Origin of the sequence: Ideonella flava (genome assembly GCF_051857595.1) — a bacterium.
In the GTDB taxonomy this organism is placed as follows: Bacteria; Pseudomonadota; Gammaproteobacteria; order Burkholderiales; family Burkholderiaceae_C; genus Ideonella.
The window spans coordinates 52152-69862 of the sequence record NZ_JBPZHD010000018.1; the positions used below are offsets into that span (position 1 = coordinate 52152).

At 71.3% G+C, this 17711-nt stretch carries 3 protein-coding genes; 1 reads left to right on the plus strand and 2 read right to left on the minus strand.

Going from position 1 to position 17711, the window contains the following annotated elements; all coding sequences use genetic code 11:
- Positions 1-328 precede the first annotated feature (328 nt).
- Positions 329-1660 (minus strand): HlyD family type I secretion periplasmic adaptor subunit, encoded by a 1332-nt coding sequence (locus tag ACS5PM_RS30960; RefSeq protein WP_439391910.1) that lies wholly within the window; start codon positions 1658-1660, stop codon positions 329-331.
- A complete protein-coding gene (locus ACS5PM_RS30965; protein WP_439391911.1) occupies positions 1657-3420 on the minus strand; it encodes a type I secretion system permease/ATPase in 1764 nt (587 codons plus the stop codon). The genes ACS5PM_RS30960 and ACS5PM_RS30965 overlap by 4 nt, the downstream gene beginning before the upstream one ends.
- A 297-nt stretch (positions 3421-3717) precedes the next feature.
- On the opposite strand from ACS5PM_RS30965, the gene ACS5PM_RS30970 reads away from it, so the two are divergent.
- Entirely contained in the window at positions 3718-17064 is a 13347-nt protein-coding gene (locus ACS5PM_RS30970; protein WP_439391913.1) for a beta strand repeat-containing protein, read from the plus strand.
- Positions 17065-17711 lie beyond the last annotated feature (647 nt).

Sequence of the window (17711 nt, forward strand, 5' to 3'; positions counted from 1 at the left end):
GATCCAGGCCGCTCGCGGACGGCCCGGGCTCGCTGTCCGCAGTCCGAGCGAACGAGGTCCGCGGCGCCATCGGACCGGCGGGGGATGACGTCCTCGAGGGAAGCGGTGGCGGCGTGGGAATGGCGCGGCCGGCCGAGGCGGCTGGTGCTGGCGCGACCGGCCCGCCGCCAGCGGCCGGACCGCGGGTCGCCGGCGAGCCTTGGACACGGCCCGTGGTCGTCGTCATCGCCGAATCTCCATCGGAGCCATCCTGCCGGCACGCTCCGATGGCCAGCGACGCCCATGCGAAGCGGCGACCTCCCACGAGAAGCGCCGCCGCCAGGTCGGGCTAACGTTCGGCCAGCACGCCGTTCAGCCGCTTGGTCAGGGGGTCGACGAGGTAGGCCAACATCGTCCGCTGGCCGGTGGAGACGAGCACCTGCGCCGGCATGCCGGGCTGCAGCGCGGGTACGCCGGCCTCGCGCAAGGCCTCCGGCGAGACCTTCACCTTGACCAGGTACCAGCCCTCGGGATTCATCGCGTCGGCGCTGCGGTCGGCGGCCACGTAGACCACCTCGCCCAACGCCGGCTTGGTCAGGCGCTGGTCGCGCGAGGTGAAGCGCACCTGGGCGGCCAGGCCGTTGGACAGGCCATCCGCCAGGCGCACGGGCACCTGGGCCTCGACGAGCAGCGCTTCATGCGCAGGCACGACGTCGAGCAGGCGTTGTCCACCGCTCACCACGCCGCCCACGGTGTGCACGGCCAGATCGACCACCGTGCCGTCCACCGGTGCGGCGAGGATGCAGCGCGCCAGCTCGTCCTGCACGGCCGAGCGCTGTTCGCGCAGCTCGGCGATGCGGGACTGGACCTCGCTCAGCTGGGTCTCGATGTCGCGCCGCAGCTCGGATTGCCGCTGCGAGCGCTTGGCCTCGGCCTCGAGGACGCTGCCGTCCACGCGGGACAGCGTGCCCAGGTCCTGGCTGCGCTGGCCCTTGAGCGCCATCAGGTTGCGTTCGATCTCGAACAGCCGGGCGCGGGCCACGTAGCCCTTCTCCTGCAGCTCGCGCCAGGTCTTGAGTTCCTCTTCGAGCGAGCGGATCTGGTCCTCGCGCGAGCCGGTCTGGTCCTTCAGTCCGCTGCCGTAGGCGCGCAGAGAATCCATCGCCGCGCGCTGCGCCGCTTCATCCTGCGCCATCGCCGAGCGCCGGGCCTCGAACAGCCGTTGCTGCGCGGCCATCGCCTCGGCTGCGGCCGGCTCCCGGGCCTCGCGCAGGGCCGACGGATAGACGATGTGGTCATGCCCGTCGCGCTCGGCGAGCAGGCGGGCCTCGGTGGCCAGGGCCGGCCACCAGCGGGCATCGACGATGCCGAGCCGGGCCTGCACGTCGCCGTCGTCCAGCTTCAGCAGCGGCTGGCCGGCACGCACGACGTCGCCGTCCCGCACCAGGATCTCTCGCACGATGCCGCCGCGGGCGTGCTGCAGGTTGCGGCGGCTGCCTTCGGTCTTCACGATCCCGTCGGCCGGCACGCCTTCGGCCAGCGGCACGGCCGTGGCCCAGCCCAGCAATGCCGCGACTCCGAGGGCCAGGGCCACGAGGCCGAAGCGCAGAGGACGCTGCAAGTCCAGCGGGAGCGGCGGTGCGCCGAGGTCGGTCGGGTTCAAGGTTCGGGTCTCGTTCATGCCGCCTCCGCCGCGTTCGAGCGAGCCACGGGCTGCTGCGGCGAGGGCGCCGCCCCGAAGCGCGCGAGCACCTCCTGCTTGGCCCCGAAGGCCAGCGCGGTGCCTTCCTGCAGCACCAGCAGCTTGTCGGCCAGGCCCAGCACGCCGTTGCGCTGGGTGATGACGAACACCGTGGCGCCGCGCGCCTTCAGGCCGATCAGCGCGGTGTGCAGTGCGGCTTCGCCGTCGGCATCCAGGTTGGCATTGGGTTCGTCGAGCACGACCAGCCGCGGCTCGCCATGCAACGCCCGGGCCAGCGCGACACGCTGCTTCTGGCCGCCGGACAAGCCCGCGCCGTCCGGCCCGAGGGGCGTGTCGTAGCCCTGCGGCAGCTTGAGCACCAGGTCGTGCACGCCGGCAGCGCGTGCCGCGGCCACGATCTTCTCGGCATCGATGGGCCCGAAGCGGGCGATGTTCTCGGCGACGGTGCCTTCCATCAGGTCCACCGCCTGCGGCAGGTAGCCGATGAAGGGGCCCAGCGCCTCGCGCGGCCATTGCGAAAGCTCGGCGCCGTCCAGCCGCACCTGGCCCGCGGCCGGTGCCTCCAGCCCGATGAGCAGGCGGCCCAGCGTCGACTTGCCCGAGCCGCTGGGCCCGATCACGCCGACGATGTCGCCCGGCATGGCGGCGCAGGAGACGCCCACCAGCACCGGCCGGCCCTGGCCCGGCAGCGAGCCCGGGGCCAGCGCCGAGACCTGGTTCACCGTGAGATGACCTTGCGGCGCGGGCAGTGCCATGCGGGGCGCGGCGGTGCCGGCCTCGTGCAGCAGCGCGTCCAGCCGGTCCCAGGCGCCACGCACCTGCACCAGCTGGCGCCAGAGGTTGAGCACCTGCTCGACCGGGCCCAGCGCACGGCCGACGATGAGCGAGACGGCGAAGATGCCGCCGGCCGACAGCTCGCCGTCCAGCGTCAGCCAGGCGCCGATCGCGAAAACCATGGACTGCAGCGCCATGCGGGCGAAGCGCGTGCCCGCCCCCAGCGTTTCGGCCGCCTGGCTGGCCCTCGCCTGCCAGCCCAGCATCGCCAGGTGGCGGCGCGTCCAGCGCTCGCGCAGCGGCGCCTGCATGCCCAGCGCGCGGACCGTCTCGGCATGGCGCGCCGTCTCGGCCAGGCCTTGCTGGGCCAGCACGCCTTCAATGCTGGCGCGGCCCAGCGGCGCGGCGCTGCGCCATTCACTGAGCCAGGTGAGGGTGGCCAGCAGCAGCGTCGCGCCCAGCACGTAGGCCCCGAGCCAGGGATGCAGCAAGGTCGCGGCCGCCGCCATCAGCGGCAGCCACGGCAGGTCGAACAGCGCATGCAGCGCCGGTCCGGAAATGAACTGGCGCACCGTCGCGAGATCGGCCAGCGCCGCGTTGCTGGCCAACGCACCCGCACCGGGCCGTCCCAGCGCCGCGTCGTAGACCGGCTGGCGCAGGCGCTCGTCGAGCCGCATGCCGGCCACCACCATCAGCTCGCCGCGCGCCCAGTCGAGCGCCGCGAGCAGGCCGTACAAGGCCAGCGCGATCGCCGTCAGCGCCAGCAGCGTGACGCCATGTCGGCTGGACAGCACGCGGTCGTAAATCTGCATCGAATACACCGAGGGCACGAGCAGCAGGACGCTGGACACGCCGCTGAAAAGGCCGCAGGCCGCCAGGGCGCGCGACTCGCCGGCCAGTGCGTGGGCGACGGCGCCATCGCGGCGGCGGAGGGCTGGGCGTGGGGGCGAGGCGGTTCGGTTCATCAGGCGGGTGTCCGGCATTGCAGTGCGCCCACCCAGGGCAGGCAGGGCACTCAGACCCCGGGCAGGGTAGAGCTGCCATGCGTCTGCCTATCGAGAAATAAGGCCTGATAAACGGGGCCTGCCGACCTTAAAGGCCTGCCAGCCCGGGCCGAAATCCCGACGACGCCCGAAAAGTGCGAGCCACCTGTTTCGCACCGCCGGGCTACAGAACGCCAACTCCTTCACGCCCCTCGAGGCGACCTGGCCGGCCAGGCGCCCTGCCCCCTCGACGGGGTCACCAGAACCTTCGGAGCCTCCATGTACGATTCGGTCGATATCAACGGTGTCGTGATCAACGGCAACGTCAGCAGCATCGGCGGCACCACCGCCACGACCGATGTGCTCACGTTGCTCGGCACGGGTGGCAGCATCGCCATCAGCGACATCGAGACCGTGATCGGATCGACCGGCACCGACGCCGTCACGCTGAATGCCGCCAACAGCGGCACGGTCTACGTCTCCAGCATCGAGACGGTCGTCGGCTCCACCGGCACCGACGTGCTCAGCATGCTCGCCAGCGGCAGCATGTCGGTCAGCGGCGTCGAGACCGTGCTCGGCACCACCGGCACCGATGTGCTCACCATGCTGGCCGGCGGCTCCATGTCGGTCAGCGACATCGACACCGTCATCGGCTCGACCGACACCACCGATGCCGTGACCATGCTGGCCACCGGCACGCTGGCCGTGTCGGGCGTGGAATCCGTCACGGGGTCGACCGACACCACCGACGTGGTGCAGATGCTGGCCGCGGGCTCGATGAGCGTCTCCGCGGTCGAGTCGGTGCTGGGCACCACCGCCGTCGAAGCCGTCACGCTGGCCAACGCCGGCGACTCGATCTCGGTGTCGGCCATCGACACCGTCATCGGCACCACCAACACCACCGAAGCGGTCACCCTGCTGGCCGCCGGCTCGCTGGCCGTCTCGGCCATCGACTCGGTCACCGGCACCACCGGCACCGACACCCTCACGCTGCTGGCCGCATCGACGGTCACGATCAGCGACATCGACTCGGTCATTGGCTCCACCGGCACCGACGTGCTGACGCTCGGCACCGCCGGCTCGCTCGCCGTCAGCCGCGTCGAGACCGTCATCGGCACCACTGACACGACGGAAGCCGTCACCCTGCTGGCCACCGGCTCCATCGCCACCAGCGACATCGACACCGTCGTCGGCACCACCGCCACCACCGACGCGCTGACGATGCTGGCCACCGGCACCGTCTCGGTTTCGGCGATGGACTCCGTCATCGGCACCACCGCGACGACCGACATCGTCAACGTGCTGTCCGCCGGCTCGCTCAAGGTCTCGGGCGTGGACACCGTCATCGGCGCCACCGCCCAGGCCGAGGTGCTGCAGATGCTCGCCGCCGGGGCGATGAGCATCAGCGACATCGACTCGGTGCTCGGCTCCACCGGCACCGACAGCCTGACCCTGCTGGCCACCGGCACGGTCAAGGTCTCGGGCGTCGAATCCGTCACCGGCACCACCGACACCACCGACGTGGTCCAGTTGCTGGCCGCAGGCGCCATCAGCGTGTCGGACGTCGACTCCGTCATCGGCACCACCGGCGCCACCGATGCGGTCACCCTCGCCACCACCGGCGCGCTGTGGGTCTCGGGCATCGAGACCGTCACCGGCACCGGCGGCACCGGCGACATCGTCACCCTGGGCTCGGCCGGCACCGTCCGCGTGTCCGACGTGGCCACCGTGCTGGGTTCCTCGTCGAACACCGAAGTCCTGCGGATGATCGGCGGCTCGGCGCTCGCCGTTTCCGATATCAACACCGTCATCGGCGGCACCGGTGCCACCGACGCGGTCACCATGCTGACCACCGGCAGCCTGGCTGTCAGCGCCGTCGAATCGGTGATCGGCACCACCGACACCACCGACGTGCTGAGCCTGCTGGCCGCGAGCACCTTGTCCATCAGCGACGTGGACAGCGTGCTCGGCAGCACCGGCACCGATGCGCTGACGATGCTGGCCACCGGCACGGTCGCCGTCTCCAGCGTCGAATCCGTCACCGGCTCCACCGACACCACCGACGTGGTGCAGATGCTGGCCGCCGGCTCGATGAGCGTGTCCGCCGTCGAATCGGTGCTGGGCAGCACCGCCATCGAGGCCGTCACGCTGGCCAATGCCGGCGACTCGATCTCGGTGTCGGCCATCGACACCGTCATCGGCACCACCAACACCACCGAGGCGGTCACGATGCTGGCCGCCGGCTCGCTGGCCGTCTCGGCCATCGACTCCGTCACCGGCACCACCGGCACCGACACCCTCACGCTGCTGGCCGCCTCCTCGGTCACCATCAGCGACATCGATTCGGTCATCGGCTCCACCGGCACCGACGTGCTCACGCTGGGCACCGCCGGCTCGCTCGCGGTCAGCCGCGTCGAGACGGTCATCGGCACCACCGACACCACCGAAGCCGTCACCCTGCTGGCCACCGGTTCCATCGCCACCAGCGACATCGACACCGTCGTCGGCACCACCGCCACCACCGATGCGCTGACGATGCTCGCCACCGGCACCGTCTCGGTCTCGGCGATGGACTCGGTCATCGGCACCACCGCCACCACCGACATCGTCAACCTGCTGTCGGCCGGCACCGTCAAGGTCTCGGGCGTGGACACCGTCATCGGCGCCACCGCTCAGGCCGAGGTGCTGCAGATGCTGGCCGCCGGTGCGATGAGCATCAGCGACATCGACTCGGTGCTCGGCTCCACCGGCACCGACAGCCTGACGATGCTGGCCACCGGCACCGTCAAGGTCTCGGGCGTCGAATCCGTCACCGGCACCACCGACACCACCGACGTGGTCCAGCTGCTGGCCGCGGGCGCCATCAGCTTGTCGGACGTCGACTCCGTCATCGGCACCACCGGCGCCACCGACGCGGTCACGCTCGCCACCACCGGCGCGCTGTGGGTCTCCGGCATCGAGACCGTCACCGGCACCGGCGGCACGGGCGACATCGTCACCCTCGGCTCGGCCGGCACCGTGCGCGTGTCCGACGTGGCCTCGGTCCTCGGCTCGTCTTCGAACATCGAAGTCCTGCGGATGATCGGCGGCGCCACGCTCGCCGTCTCCGACATCAACACCGTCATCGGCGGCACCGGCACGACCGACGCGGTCACCATGCTGACCACCGGCAGCCTGGCGACCTCCGCCGTCGAGTCCGTGATCGGCACCACCGACACCACCGACGTGCTCAGCCTCCTGGCCTCGGGAACGGTGAAGGTCAGCGACGTCGACACCGTCATCGGCGGCAGCGGCCTGACCGAGGTGGTCACGCTGCTGACCACCGGCACCATCGCCGTCAATGCGGTCGACACCGTCGTCGGCACCACCGACACCACCGACGAAGTCACCCTGCTGGCCAGCGGCGCGATCAAGGTCTCGGCCATCGAATCCATCACCGGCACCGGCCTCGCGGGCGACATCGCCACGCTGCTGGGCAACGGCGCCACCGTCACGGTCAGCGACCTGGCGACGGTGCTGGGCTCCACCGGCACCGACGTCGTCACCATGGCCAGCGCAACGCTGGCCACCTCCGGCGTCGAGACCGTCGTCGGCTCGACCGGCAGCACCGATGCGCTGACGCTGCTGGCCGCGGGCGCGGTCACGGTCTCCGACGTGGAGACCGTCATCGGTTCCACCGGCCTGATCGAATCGATCACGCTGGGCACCACCGGCACCGTCGCCGTGAGCGCCGTCGACACCGTCATCGGCACCACCGACACCACCGACGAGGTCACCCTGCTGGCCACCGGCGCCCTGAAGGTCTCGGGCATCGAATCCATCACCGGCACCGGCCAGGCCACCGACGTGGTCACGCTCGGTGGCAACGGCGCCACCGTCACCGTGAGCGACGTGGCCACCGTGCTCGGCTCCACCGGCACCGACACCCTGACCATGGCCAGCGCCGCGGTCGCCACCTCGGCCATCGAGAGCGTGGTCGGCACCACCGGCACGACCGACGTGTTGACGCTGATCGGCGGCGGCACGGTCTCGGTCTCGGACGTCGACAGCATCGTCGGCAGCACCGGCGCGGTCGAGGTCGTCAGCGTCGTCGGCACCGGCGCCGCGCTGTCGGTCGCCAACGTCAACACCGTCATCGGCTCGACCGACACCACCGACGTCATCACCCTGGCGGCCAGCGGCGCGCTCGCCGTGTCGGGCGTGGAATCGGTGGTCGGCACCGGCGGCACCGCCGACGTGCTGAGCCTGCTCGGCAACGGCGCGACGATCGAGGTGAGCAGCATCGCCACCGTGATCGGCTCGACCGGCAGCGACCAGGTCACCATGGGCAGCGCGACGCTGGCCACCTCGGCCGTCGAAAGCGTCGTCGGCTCCACCGGCACCAGCGATGTGCTGAGCCTGGCCGGTGGCGGCAGCGTGCAGGTCAGCGATGTCGAGACCGTGCTCGGCGCGACCGGCTCGGTGGACACCGTGACCTTCGAAGACAGCGGCTCGCATGCGGTGAGCAGCGTCGAGAGCGTGGTCGGCTCGACCGCCACCACCGACGAGCTGACCCTGCTGGCGGCGGGCACCATCGCCATCACCGATGTCGAGACCGTGCTCGGCTCGGGCGGCACCAACACCGTCACCCTGCTCGCCTCGGCCACGGTCGCCGTGTCCGACGTCGAGACCCTGATCGGCGCCGCCGGCACGACCGACGAAGTCACCCTGCTCGGCGGCGGCAGCATCACCCTGTCCGGCGTCGAGAGCCTGACGGGCAGCAGCGGCACCGATCGCGTCACGCTCCTGGGCGGCGGCAGCATCACCGTGTCCAGCGGCGTGGAGTCGCTGATCGGCGCCGCCAACGCGGTCGAGATCGTCACCCTGACCGATGCCTCCACGACGAGCGTGTCGAACATCGACTCGGTGCTCGGCTCGACCGGCACCGACGTGCTGGCCATGGGCGCCGGCAACCTCTCGGTCAGCGACGTCGAGACCGTCACCGGCAGCACCGGCGTCGAAGTGCTGAGCCTGCTGACCGACGCGACGATCTCCGTCTCGGCCATCGACAGCGTGCTCGGCTCAGCCGGCACCGACGTGGTCACACAGCTCACCGGCGGCAGCCTCGCCGTGAGCGACGTCGAGACCGCCCTGGGCAGCACCGCCACCACCGACGCGCTGACCCTGCTGCACAGCGCCAGCATCGAGGTCTCCGACTTCGAGACCATCACCGGCTCCAACGCCACCGACGACGCCGTCACGCTGCTGGACACCAGCGCCGACGTGGCCATCGGCGGCGTCGAGAGCGTCACCGGCCAGAGCGGCGGCACCGACATCATCCGGCTCACCGTGGCCGGCGCGGTCGCGGTGAGCGACATCGAGAGCGTGGTCGGCTCCACCGGCGCCGACGCGGTCACGATGATGACCAACACGGCGTTGCACGTGAGCGGCGTCGAGTCGGTCCTCGGCAGCACCGAGACCGACGACACCGTCACCCTGGACGTGACCGGCAGCCTGTCGGTGAGCGATGTCGAATCCGTCATCGGCTCGGGCAGCGGCGACGTCGTCACCATGCTCGCCGGCGGCAGCCTGAGCGTCTCGTCGGTCGCCACGCTGGTCGGCTCCTCGGCCACCAACGACAGCGTCACCCAGCTCCAGAGCGACACCACCCTGGCGGTGAGCGCGGTCGAGAGCGTCACCGGCGCCGGCGGCACTGCCGACACGGTGCAGATGCTGGAAGCCGGCGCGATCTCGGTCAGCGATGTCGACGTCCTGCTGGGCACCACCGGCACGGCCGATGAGGCCACCTTGCTGACCGACGGCACGCTGCAGGTCTCCGCCGTCGAAAGCGTCATCGGCTCGGCCGGCACCGCCGACGAAGTCCAGTTGATGACCTCCGGCAGCCTGTCGGTGGCCGGCATCGAGTCGGTGCAAGGCAGCGCCGGCACCGACGTGGTCACCATGGGCGATGCGACCGCTCTGACCGTCAGCGCCGTCGAGACCGTGCTCGGCTCGGCCGACCTGGCCGACAGCGTGACGCTCGGCGCCAGCGGCAGCTTGTCCACGCAGGACGTGGAAAGCGTCACCGGGTCCACCGGCACCAGCGATGCGCTGCACCTGCTGGCCGCGGGCGAGGTCACCGTCTCCGATTTCGAGACGGTCATCGGCTCCACCGCCGCGGGCGACATCGTCACCCTCGGCACCGAAGGCACGGTCTCGATGTCGGCCGTCGAGACGGTCATCGGCTCGACCGGCACCGCCGACCAGATCAACCTGCTGACCAGCGGCAGCATCGCCCTGTCCGACGTCGAGACCCTCGTCGGCGGCCTGGGCAGCACCGACGTGGTCACCCTGCTCACCACCGGCAGCCTGGCCGTGAGCCAGGTCGAGACGGTGCGCGGCACCGGCGAATCGACCGACGAGGTCACCCTGCTGGCCGCGGGCACGGTCGCCGTGTCCTCGGTGGCCAGCGTCATCGGCACCACCGGCGCGGATGCGGTTCGCCTGCTGGCCAGCGAGGCCCTCGCCGTCAGCGGCGTCGACACCGTGCTGGGCACCGGCAACGCGGGCGACGTGGTCACCCAGCTGACCGACGACGTGACCCTGTCGGTCTCCCGCGTCGCCAGCGTGATCGGCAGCACCGGCACCGCCGACGTGCTGCAGCTGCTGACCGGCGGCAACGTCGAGGTCGACGCGATCGAAAGCGTGCTGGGAACGCTCGGCACCACCGACGCGGTGACGCTCGCCAACGGCGGCACGCTGGCCGTCAGCGGCATCGAGAGCGCCACCGGCAGCGCCGCGACCGACGACGTCATCACCCTGCTGGCCGCGGGCGGCCTCAAGGTGTCCGACATCGAGACCGTCGTCGGCACCACCGGCGTCGACATAGTCACCCTGCGCACCACCGGCGCGCTGTCGGTCTCGGCCGTCGACACCGTCGTCGGCACCGGCCAGACGAGCGACGTCGTCACGATGCTCGCCACCGGCACGCTGAACGTCAGCTCGCTGGCCAGCGTGGTCGGCACCACCGACACCACCGACGTCGTCAAGCTGCTCGCTGCCGGCACGGTGGGCATCTCCGACGTGGAGAGCGTCATCGGCTCCACCGGCGCCGACGTGGTCCGCATGGACAACGGCGGCAACCTCGCCGTCACCGGCGTCGAGAGCGTGCTCGGCAGCGCCGATTCGGTCGAGGTCGTCTCGCTGCTGGCCACCGGCCTTTACAGCGTGTCCGACATCGACACCGTCGTCGGCACCTCCGCCGCCGAGTCGGTGACCATGCTGGCCGGCGGCTCACTGGCCACCAGCCGCATAGACACCGTCATCGGCACCACCGGCTCTAGCGATTCGCTCACCATGCTGTACGCCAACAGCGTGCACGTCAGCCGCCTGGAGACCATCACCGGCTCCACCGGCACCGACGTCATCACGCTGATGGGCGCGGCGCAGGTCGAGGTCAGCGACATCGAGACCCTGATCGGCACCACCGCCACCACCGACGCTGCCACGCTGCTGAACGCCGGCACCCTGGCCGTCTCGGCCATCGACAGCGTCACCGGCTCGACCGGCACCGACGTGGTCCGCATGCTGGCCGCCGGCAGCCTGGTGGCCAGCGATGTGGAGACCGTGCTCGGCTCCAGCGGCGTGGCCGACATCGTCACCATGACCACCCCGGGCACGCTGGCGGTGAGCGCGGTCGAGACCGCCATTGGCACCACCGACACCGACGACGTGCTGAACCTGCTGGCCGGCGGCGCGATCTCCGTCCAGCGCTTTGAGACGGTCACCGGCACCACCGGCACCAGCGAGTCGGTGACGATGATCTTCGGCGGCTCGCTCGCCGTCTCCGGCGTCGACACCCTGATCGGCTCCACCGCCACCGACGTGGCCACGATGCTGGCCGCCGGCACGCTGGCCGTCAGCCGCGTCGAGACCGTGCTCGGCTCGACCGGCAGCGACGTCGTCAACATGCTGTCCACCGGCACCATCGCCGTCAGCGCCGTCGAGCGCGTGCTGGGCTCCGCCGCGGCCACCGACGTGGTGCGGGTGCTGGACGGCAGCTCGATCGAGGTCTCGGGCGTCGAGTCGGTCGTCGGCAGCGCCAATGGCGAGGCCGTCACCATGCTGGCCGCCGGCGCGCTGAAGGTCAGCGATGTCGCCAGCGTGCTGGGCTCGGCCACGTTAACCGAAGTCGTCACGCTCGCTTCAGGCAGCAGCCTGGCCGTGTCCGACATCAACACCGTGATCGGCCAGACGGGCGTCACCGACAGCGTACAGATGCTGGCCGGCGGCAACCTCGCCACCTCGGCCGTCGACAGCGTAACCGGCACCACCGGCAGCGCCGACGCCCTGGCGCTGCTGGCGGCCGGCACGGTCAGCGTCTCGGCCATCGAGAGCGTGACCGGCAGCGCCGCACTGACCGAAGTCGTGCGCCTGGCCAACGCCGGCGACAGCCTGCGCGTCAGCGCCGTCGACACCGTCATCGGCACCACCGACACGACCGAATCGGTCACGCTGCTCGCGGCCGGCTCGATCGCCGTGTCCGCCATCGACAGCGTCATCGGCACCACCGCCACCGGCGAGGTGCTGAGCCTTCTCGCGGCCAGCACCCTCACCGCTTCGGCCTTCGAATCCATCCTCGGCTCGACCGGCACCGACGTGGTGACGCTGGGCGGCGCCTCCGCCACCGTCAGCGTCTCGGGCCTCGAAACGCTGGTGGGCACCACGGGCACCGACGTGGTCACCTTGTCCAGCGGCGGCACCCTGCGCGTCAGCGACGTGGAGACGGTGCTCGGCAACGCCTCGGCGACCGAGATCGTGCGCCTGCTCGGCACCCAATCGGCCATCGCCGCCTCGGCGATCGACAGCGTGGTGGGCGGCACCGGCACGGCCGACACGCTGACCCTTCTCGGCGCGGGCAGCACCTGGGTCTCGGCCATCGAATCGGTCGTCGGCTCCACGGGTGCCGACGTGCTGACCCTGGGCACCGCGGGCAGCCTCGCGGTGAGCGGCGTCGACACCGTGCTGGGCACGACCGGCACCGACACGGTCACCCTCGCCGGCGGCCAATCGGTGATCGCCGTCTCGGGCGTCGACAGCATCGTCGGCGGCACCGGCACGGCCGACGCCGTGACCATGCTGGCCAACGGCACGCTGAACATCAGCGGCATCGAGAGCGTGATCGGCGCCACCGGCGCGGGCGACATCGTTCGCCTGACGGCCGGCGAGTCGCTGCGCGCCTCGGGCGTCGAGACCGTCATCGGCGGCACCGGCAGCGAGTCGCTGACGCTGCTGGTCGGCGGCACGGTCGCCATCTCGGCGCTGGAAACGGTCACCGGCTCCACCGGCACGGCCGACGTGCTGAGCCTGCTGGCGGCACCCACCGCGACACTGGTCGTCTCGGCGATCGAGTCCATCCTCGGCTCGACCGCCACCACCGATGCCGTGCAGCTCCTGGGCGGCGGCACGCTGGCGACCTCGAACGTCGAATCGGTGCTGGGCAGCACGGCCACCAACGATGCGCTGACGATGCTCGCCACCGGCAGCGTGTCGGTCTCGGCACTGGAAACCGTCGTGGGCACCAGCAACGCCGGCGACGTCGTCACACTGCTGGCCACCGGCAGCCTCAAGGTCTCGGCGGTCGATACCGTCGTCGGCACCGGCAACACCGCCGACCAGGTCAGCCTGCTGGCCGGCGGCGCGATCGCCGTGTCGGACGTCGCCAAGGTCATCGGCACCACCGGCACCGCCGACGTCCTGACGCTGCTCTCGGGCGGCGCGGTCTCGGTCTCGGCCTTCGAGTCGGTCGTGGGCACCGGCGCCGGCAGCGGCGACGTGCTGAGCCTGCTCGCCGCCGGCCGCCTGACCGTGTCCGACGTCGACAGCGTCATCGGCTCCACCGGCGCCGACGTGGTGGTGATGTCCGCCACCGGCGACATCGCCACCAGCGCCGTCGAAACCGTGCTCGGCACCACGGCGGCGGGCGACTCGCTCACCCTGCTGGCCGCGGGCACGGTGGCCGTCTCGGCCATCGACTCGGTCACCGGCACCACCGGCACCACCGACGTGCTGAGCCTGCTGGTCGCCAGCAGCATCAGCGTGAGCGAGGTCGACACCGTGCTCGGCTCGGCCGGCACCGACGTGGTCACCGTCACCGACTCCGGCAGCGCCGCGGCGCTGGCCGTCTCCGGCGTCGAGACCGCGATCGGCACCACGGCCACGGCCGAGGTGCTGACCCTGCTGGCCGGCGGCGCCATCGCCGCCAGCGGCTTCGAACGCGTGGTCGGCACCGCCGGCCTCACCGACGCCCTGACGCTGCTCGACTCGGCCACCGTCGAGGTGTCCGGCATCGAGACGGTGACCGGCGCGGGCGACACCAGCGACGAGGTCCGCCTGCTGGCGGCCGGCACGGTCGTCGTGCAGGGCGTCGAATCGGTGCGCGGCTCGACCGGCGCCGATGCCGTCACCCTGCGCGGCGGCGGCGAGCTCGACGTCTCGGCGGTCGAGAGCGTGCTGGGCACCACCGCGGTCGACGTGGTGAGCTTCAACGGCGGCACGCTGGCCGTCTCGGCGATCGACACCGTCACCGGCTCCACCGCCACCACCGACGTGGTGCGCATGCTGGCCACCGGCTCGGTCGCGCTGAGCGCCGTGGAGACCCTGCTGGGCACCACCGCGGTCACTGACGTGGCCACGATGGTCGGCGGCGGGACGCTGGCCGTCTCGGGTGTCGAGTCGGTGATGGGCACGGCCGCCGGCACCGAGAAGGTCACGATGCTGACGGCCGGATCGCTGTCGGTGTCCGACATCGAGAGCGTCACCGGATCCAGCGGCCTCGACACCGTTCGCATGCTGACCGGCGACGCGCTCGGCGTCTCGGCCGTCGAATCGGTCGTCGGCTCGGCCGGCACGCAGGACGTCGTCACGCTGCTGGCGGCGGGCAACGTCAAGGTCTCGGCCGTCGAGACGCTGATCGGCTCCACCGCCACCACCGACGTCGCGACCCTGCTGGCCGCCGGCCGCTTGACGGTCTCGGGCGTCGAGTCGGTGATAGGCACCACCGGCGCGGCCGACATCGTGGCCTTGCTGACCGCTGGCGCGGTGGGCGTCTCGGCCATCGAGACGGTGCTCGGCACCGGCGCGGCCGGCGACGTGGTCACCCTGCTCGCCACCGGCACGCTCAAGACGAGCGACGTCGCCACCGTGATCGGCACCACCGCCGTGACCGATGCGCTGACGCTGCTCGACGCGGGCACCGTGAGCGTGAGTGCCGTCGACACCGTCGTCGGCAGCACCGGCAGCGACCAGGTCAACCTGCTCGCCGGCGGCGCGCTGCGCGTGTCCGCGGTCGAGACGGTCTACGGCCTGGGCGGCAGCGTCGAGGTCGTCACCCTGGCGGCCTCGGGTGCGCTGCAGGTCTCCAGCGTCGACACGGTGCTCGGCACCACCGGCGCCGGCGACAGCGTCACCATGCTGGCCACCGGCTCGCTCGCCGTCTCGGCCATCGAAAGCGTCACCGGCACGCTGGACACCAGCGACGTGGTCACCCTGCTGGCCGCCGGCGCGGTGGCCGTCTCCGACGTCGAGACGGTGCTCGGCACCACGCTCGCCGGCGAGGTGGTCACCATGCGCCAGGAGGGCAGCCTGACGACGCGGGCCGTGGCCAGCGTCATCGGCACCACCGGCCAGAGCGACACGCTGAACCTGTTGTCCGACACCAGCGCGACCGGCATCTCGGCGATCGAGTCGGTCATCGGCTCGACCGGCACCACCGATGCCATCACGCTGCTGGCCGCCTCGTCGATCGACCTGTCGGCGGTGGAGACCGTCACCGGCTCGACCGGCACCGATGTGATCTCCATGCTGGCCACCGGCACGCTGGCCACCTCGCTGGTCGAGACGGTCGTCGGCACCACCGCCGCGACCGACGTGCTGCGCCTGCTGGGCGCCGGCACCGTGGCCGTGTCGGCGGTCGATTCGGTGGTGGGCAGCACCGGCGCCGATGCCGTGACCCTGCTGGCCGGCGGCACGCTGAAGGTCTCGGCGGTCGAATCGGTCAACGGATCGACCGGCTCGCTCGACATCGTGCAGATGCTGGCCGCGGGCAGCCTGTCGACCTCGGGCGTGGAATCGGTCATCGGATCCTCGGGCACCGACGTGCTGGCCCTGCGCGGCGCGGCGGGCGCGAGCGTCAAGGTCTCGGCCATCGAGACGGTGACCGGCACCACCTTCACGACCGACGTGGTCACGCTGCTGGCCGCGGGCGGCCTGGTGGTCAACGGCGTCGAGAGTGTGCTCGGCAGTACCGGCACCGACAGCGTGACGATGCTGGCCGCCGGCAACCTGCGTGTCTCGTCGATCGAGAGCGTGACCGGCACCACCGCCCTCACCGACACCGTGACCATGCTGGCCGCCGGCTCGCTGACGATCAACAAGATCGACAGCGTCATCGGCTCCACCGGCACCGACGTGGTCACCCTGGCGGCCACCGGTGCCTTGCGCGTGTCCGGCGTAGAGACGGTGATCGGCACCACGGCCGCCACCGATTCGGTCGTCATGCTCAGCGGCAGCGTCGCGACCAGCGCCATCGAGACCGTGCTCGGCACCACCGGCGCGACCGACGTGCTGCAACTGATCGGCGCCGGCACGGTGCACGTCGGCCTCGTCGAGACCGTACTGGGCACCACCGCCGCCACCGACAGCATCGCCTTGCAGGTAGGCGGCGCGGTGCGGGTGAGCGGCATCGAGAGCGTCACCGGCACCACGGGCACGACCGACAGCGTCACGATGCTGGCGGCCGGCACGCTGAAGGTGGGCGCCATCGAGTCGGTCCTCGGCTCGACCGGCAGCGACACCGTCACCCTGCTGACCGGCGGCACGCTCAAGGTGAGCAGCGTCGAATCGGTCATCGGCACCACCGGCACGGGCGACGCGCTGGTGATGCTGGCGGCGGGCAGCCTCACGGTATCGGGCATAGAGCAGGTCACCGGCACCACCGGCACCGACGTCATCACCCTCGGCGCCGCCGGGGTGCTGAAGATCTCGGGCGTCGAGACGGTTCTCGGCACGACCGGCACCGACAGCCTCACGATGCTGGCGGCGGGGAGCGTCGGGGTGTCGGGCGTCGAGTCGGTCACCGGCTCGGCCGGCAGCGACACGGTGACCATGCTCGCGGCCGGCTCGATCTCCGTCTCGGCGGTCGACAGCGTGGTGGGCTCCACCGGGGCGGACACCATCGTCCTGCGCGGCGGCAACACCACCGTCTGGGCCAAGGACGGCATCGACGCGATCACCGCCGGCGGCGGGGTCGACAAGATCCTGTTCAAGGCCGCGAGCGAATCGGGCACCGGCTCCTCGGCCGACACGATCACCGGCTTCAACGCCGGCACCGGCACCACCGCCGTCGACCAGATCTACCTGCTGGGCGTGGTGCAGGGCACGCTTGCCTTCCGCGGCAGCAACGCCTTCACCTCCAGCGGCAACACCGAGGTGCGTGCCGTCAGCGGCACCACCTACGGCAGCGGCCTGACGGCCAGCGACTCGGTGCTGCTGGTGGACATCAACGGCGACGGGACGATCGACATGGAGATCAAGCTGCTCGGCACCAACGTGGGCAACCTGGACGCGAGCGACATCTTCGGGAGCTGAGAGCGGAGCCTTCGACAGGCTCAGGCCGAACGGGGAAGGATGGTTCGTCACCATCCCCCGTTCGCCTTGAGCCTGTCGAAAGGTGAACGGCATCCGTCACCGGGCCTTCGACAAGCCCCGGGCGCGGCTCCACTCCGTTGGCCTTGAGCTTGTCGAAAGGTGAGCGCGCACGCCACCCAGCCTTCGACAGGCTCAGGCCGAACGGGGAAGGATGGTTCTCCTTGCCAACGGCCATGGGCCACCCACCTCCCCATCCCCGTTCGCCTTGAGCCTGTCGAAAGGTGAACGGCATGCACCACGGGGCCTTCGACAAGCCCCGGCGCACCTCCACTCCGTTCGCCTTGACCTTGTCGAAAGGTGAGCGCGCACGCGACCCAGCCTTCGACAGGCTCAGGCCGAACGGGGAAGGATGGTTCTCCTTGCCAACGGCCATGGGCCACCCACCTCCCCATCCCCGTTCGCCTTGAGCCTGTCGAAAAGTGAACGGCATCCGTCACCGGGCCTTCGACAAGCCCCGGGCGCGCCTCCACTCCGTTGGCCTTGAGCTTGTCGAAAGGTGAGCGCGCACGCCACCCAGCCTTCGACAGGCTCAGGCCGAACGGGGAAGGATGGTTCTCCTTGCCAACGGCCATGGGCCACCCACCTCC

What these genes read in the sequence shown, in the direction of transcription:
- ACS5PM_RS30960 (WP_439391910.1), bottom strand. Translation starts at nt 1,660, where the DNA reads ATGAACGAGACCCGAACCTTGAACCCGACCGACCTCGGCGCACCGCCG.
- ACS5PM_RS30965 (WP_439391911.1), bottom strand. Translation starts at nt 3,420, where the DNA reads ATGAACCGAACCGCCTCGCCCCCACGCCCAGCCCTCCGCCGCCGCGAT.
- ACS5PM_RS30970 (WP_439391913.1), top strand. Translation starts at nt 3,718, where the DNA reads ATGTACGATTCGGTCGATATCAACGGTGTCGTGATCAACGGCAACGTC.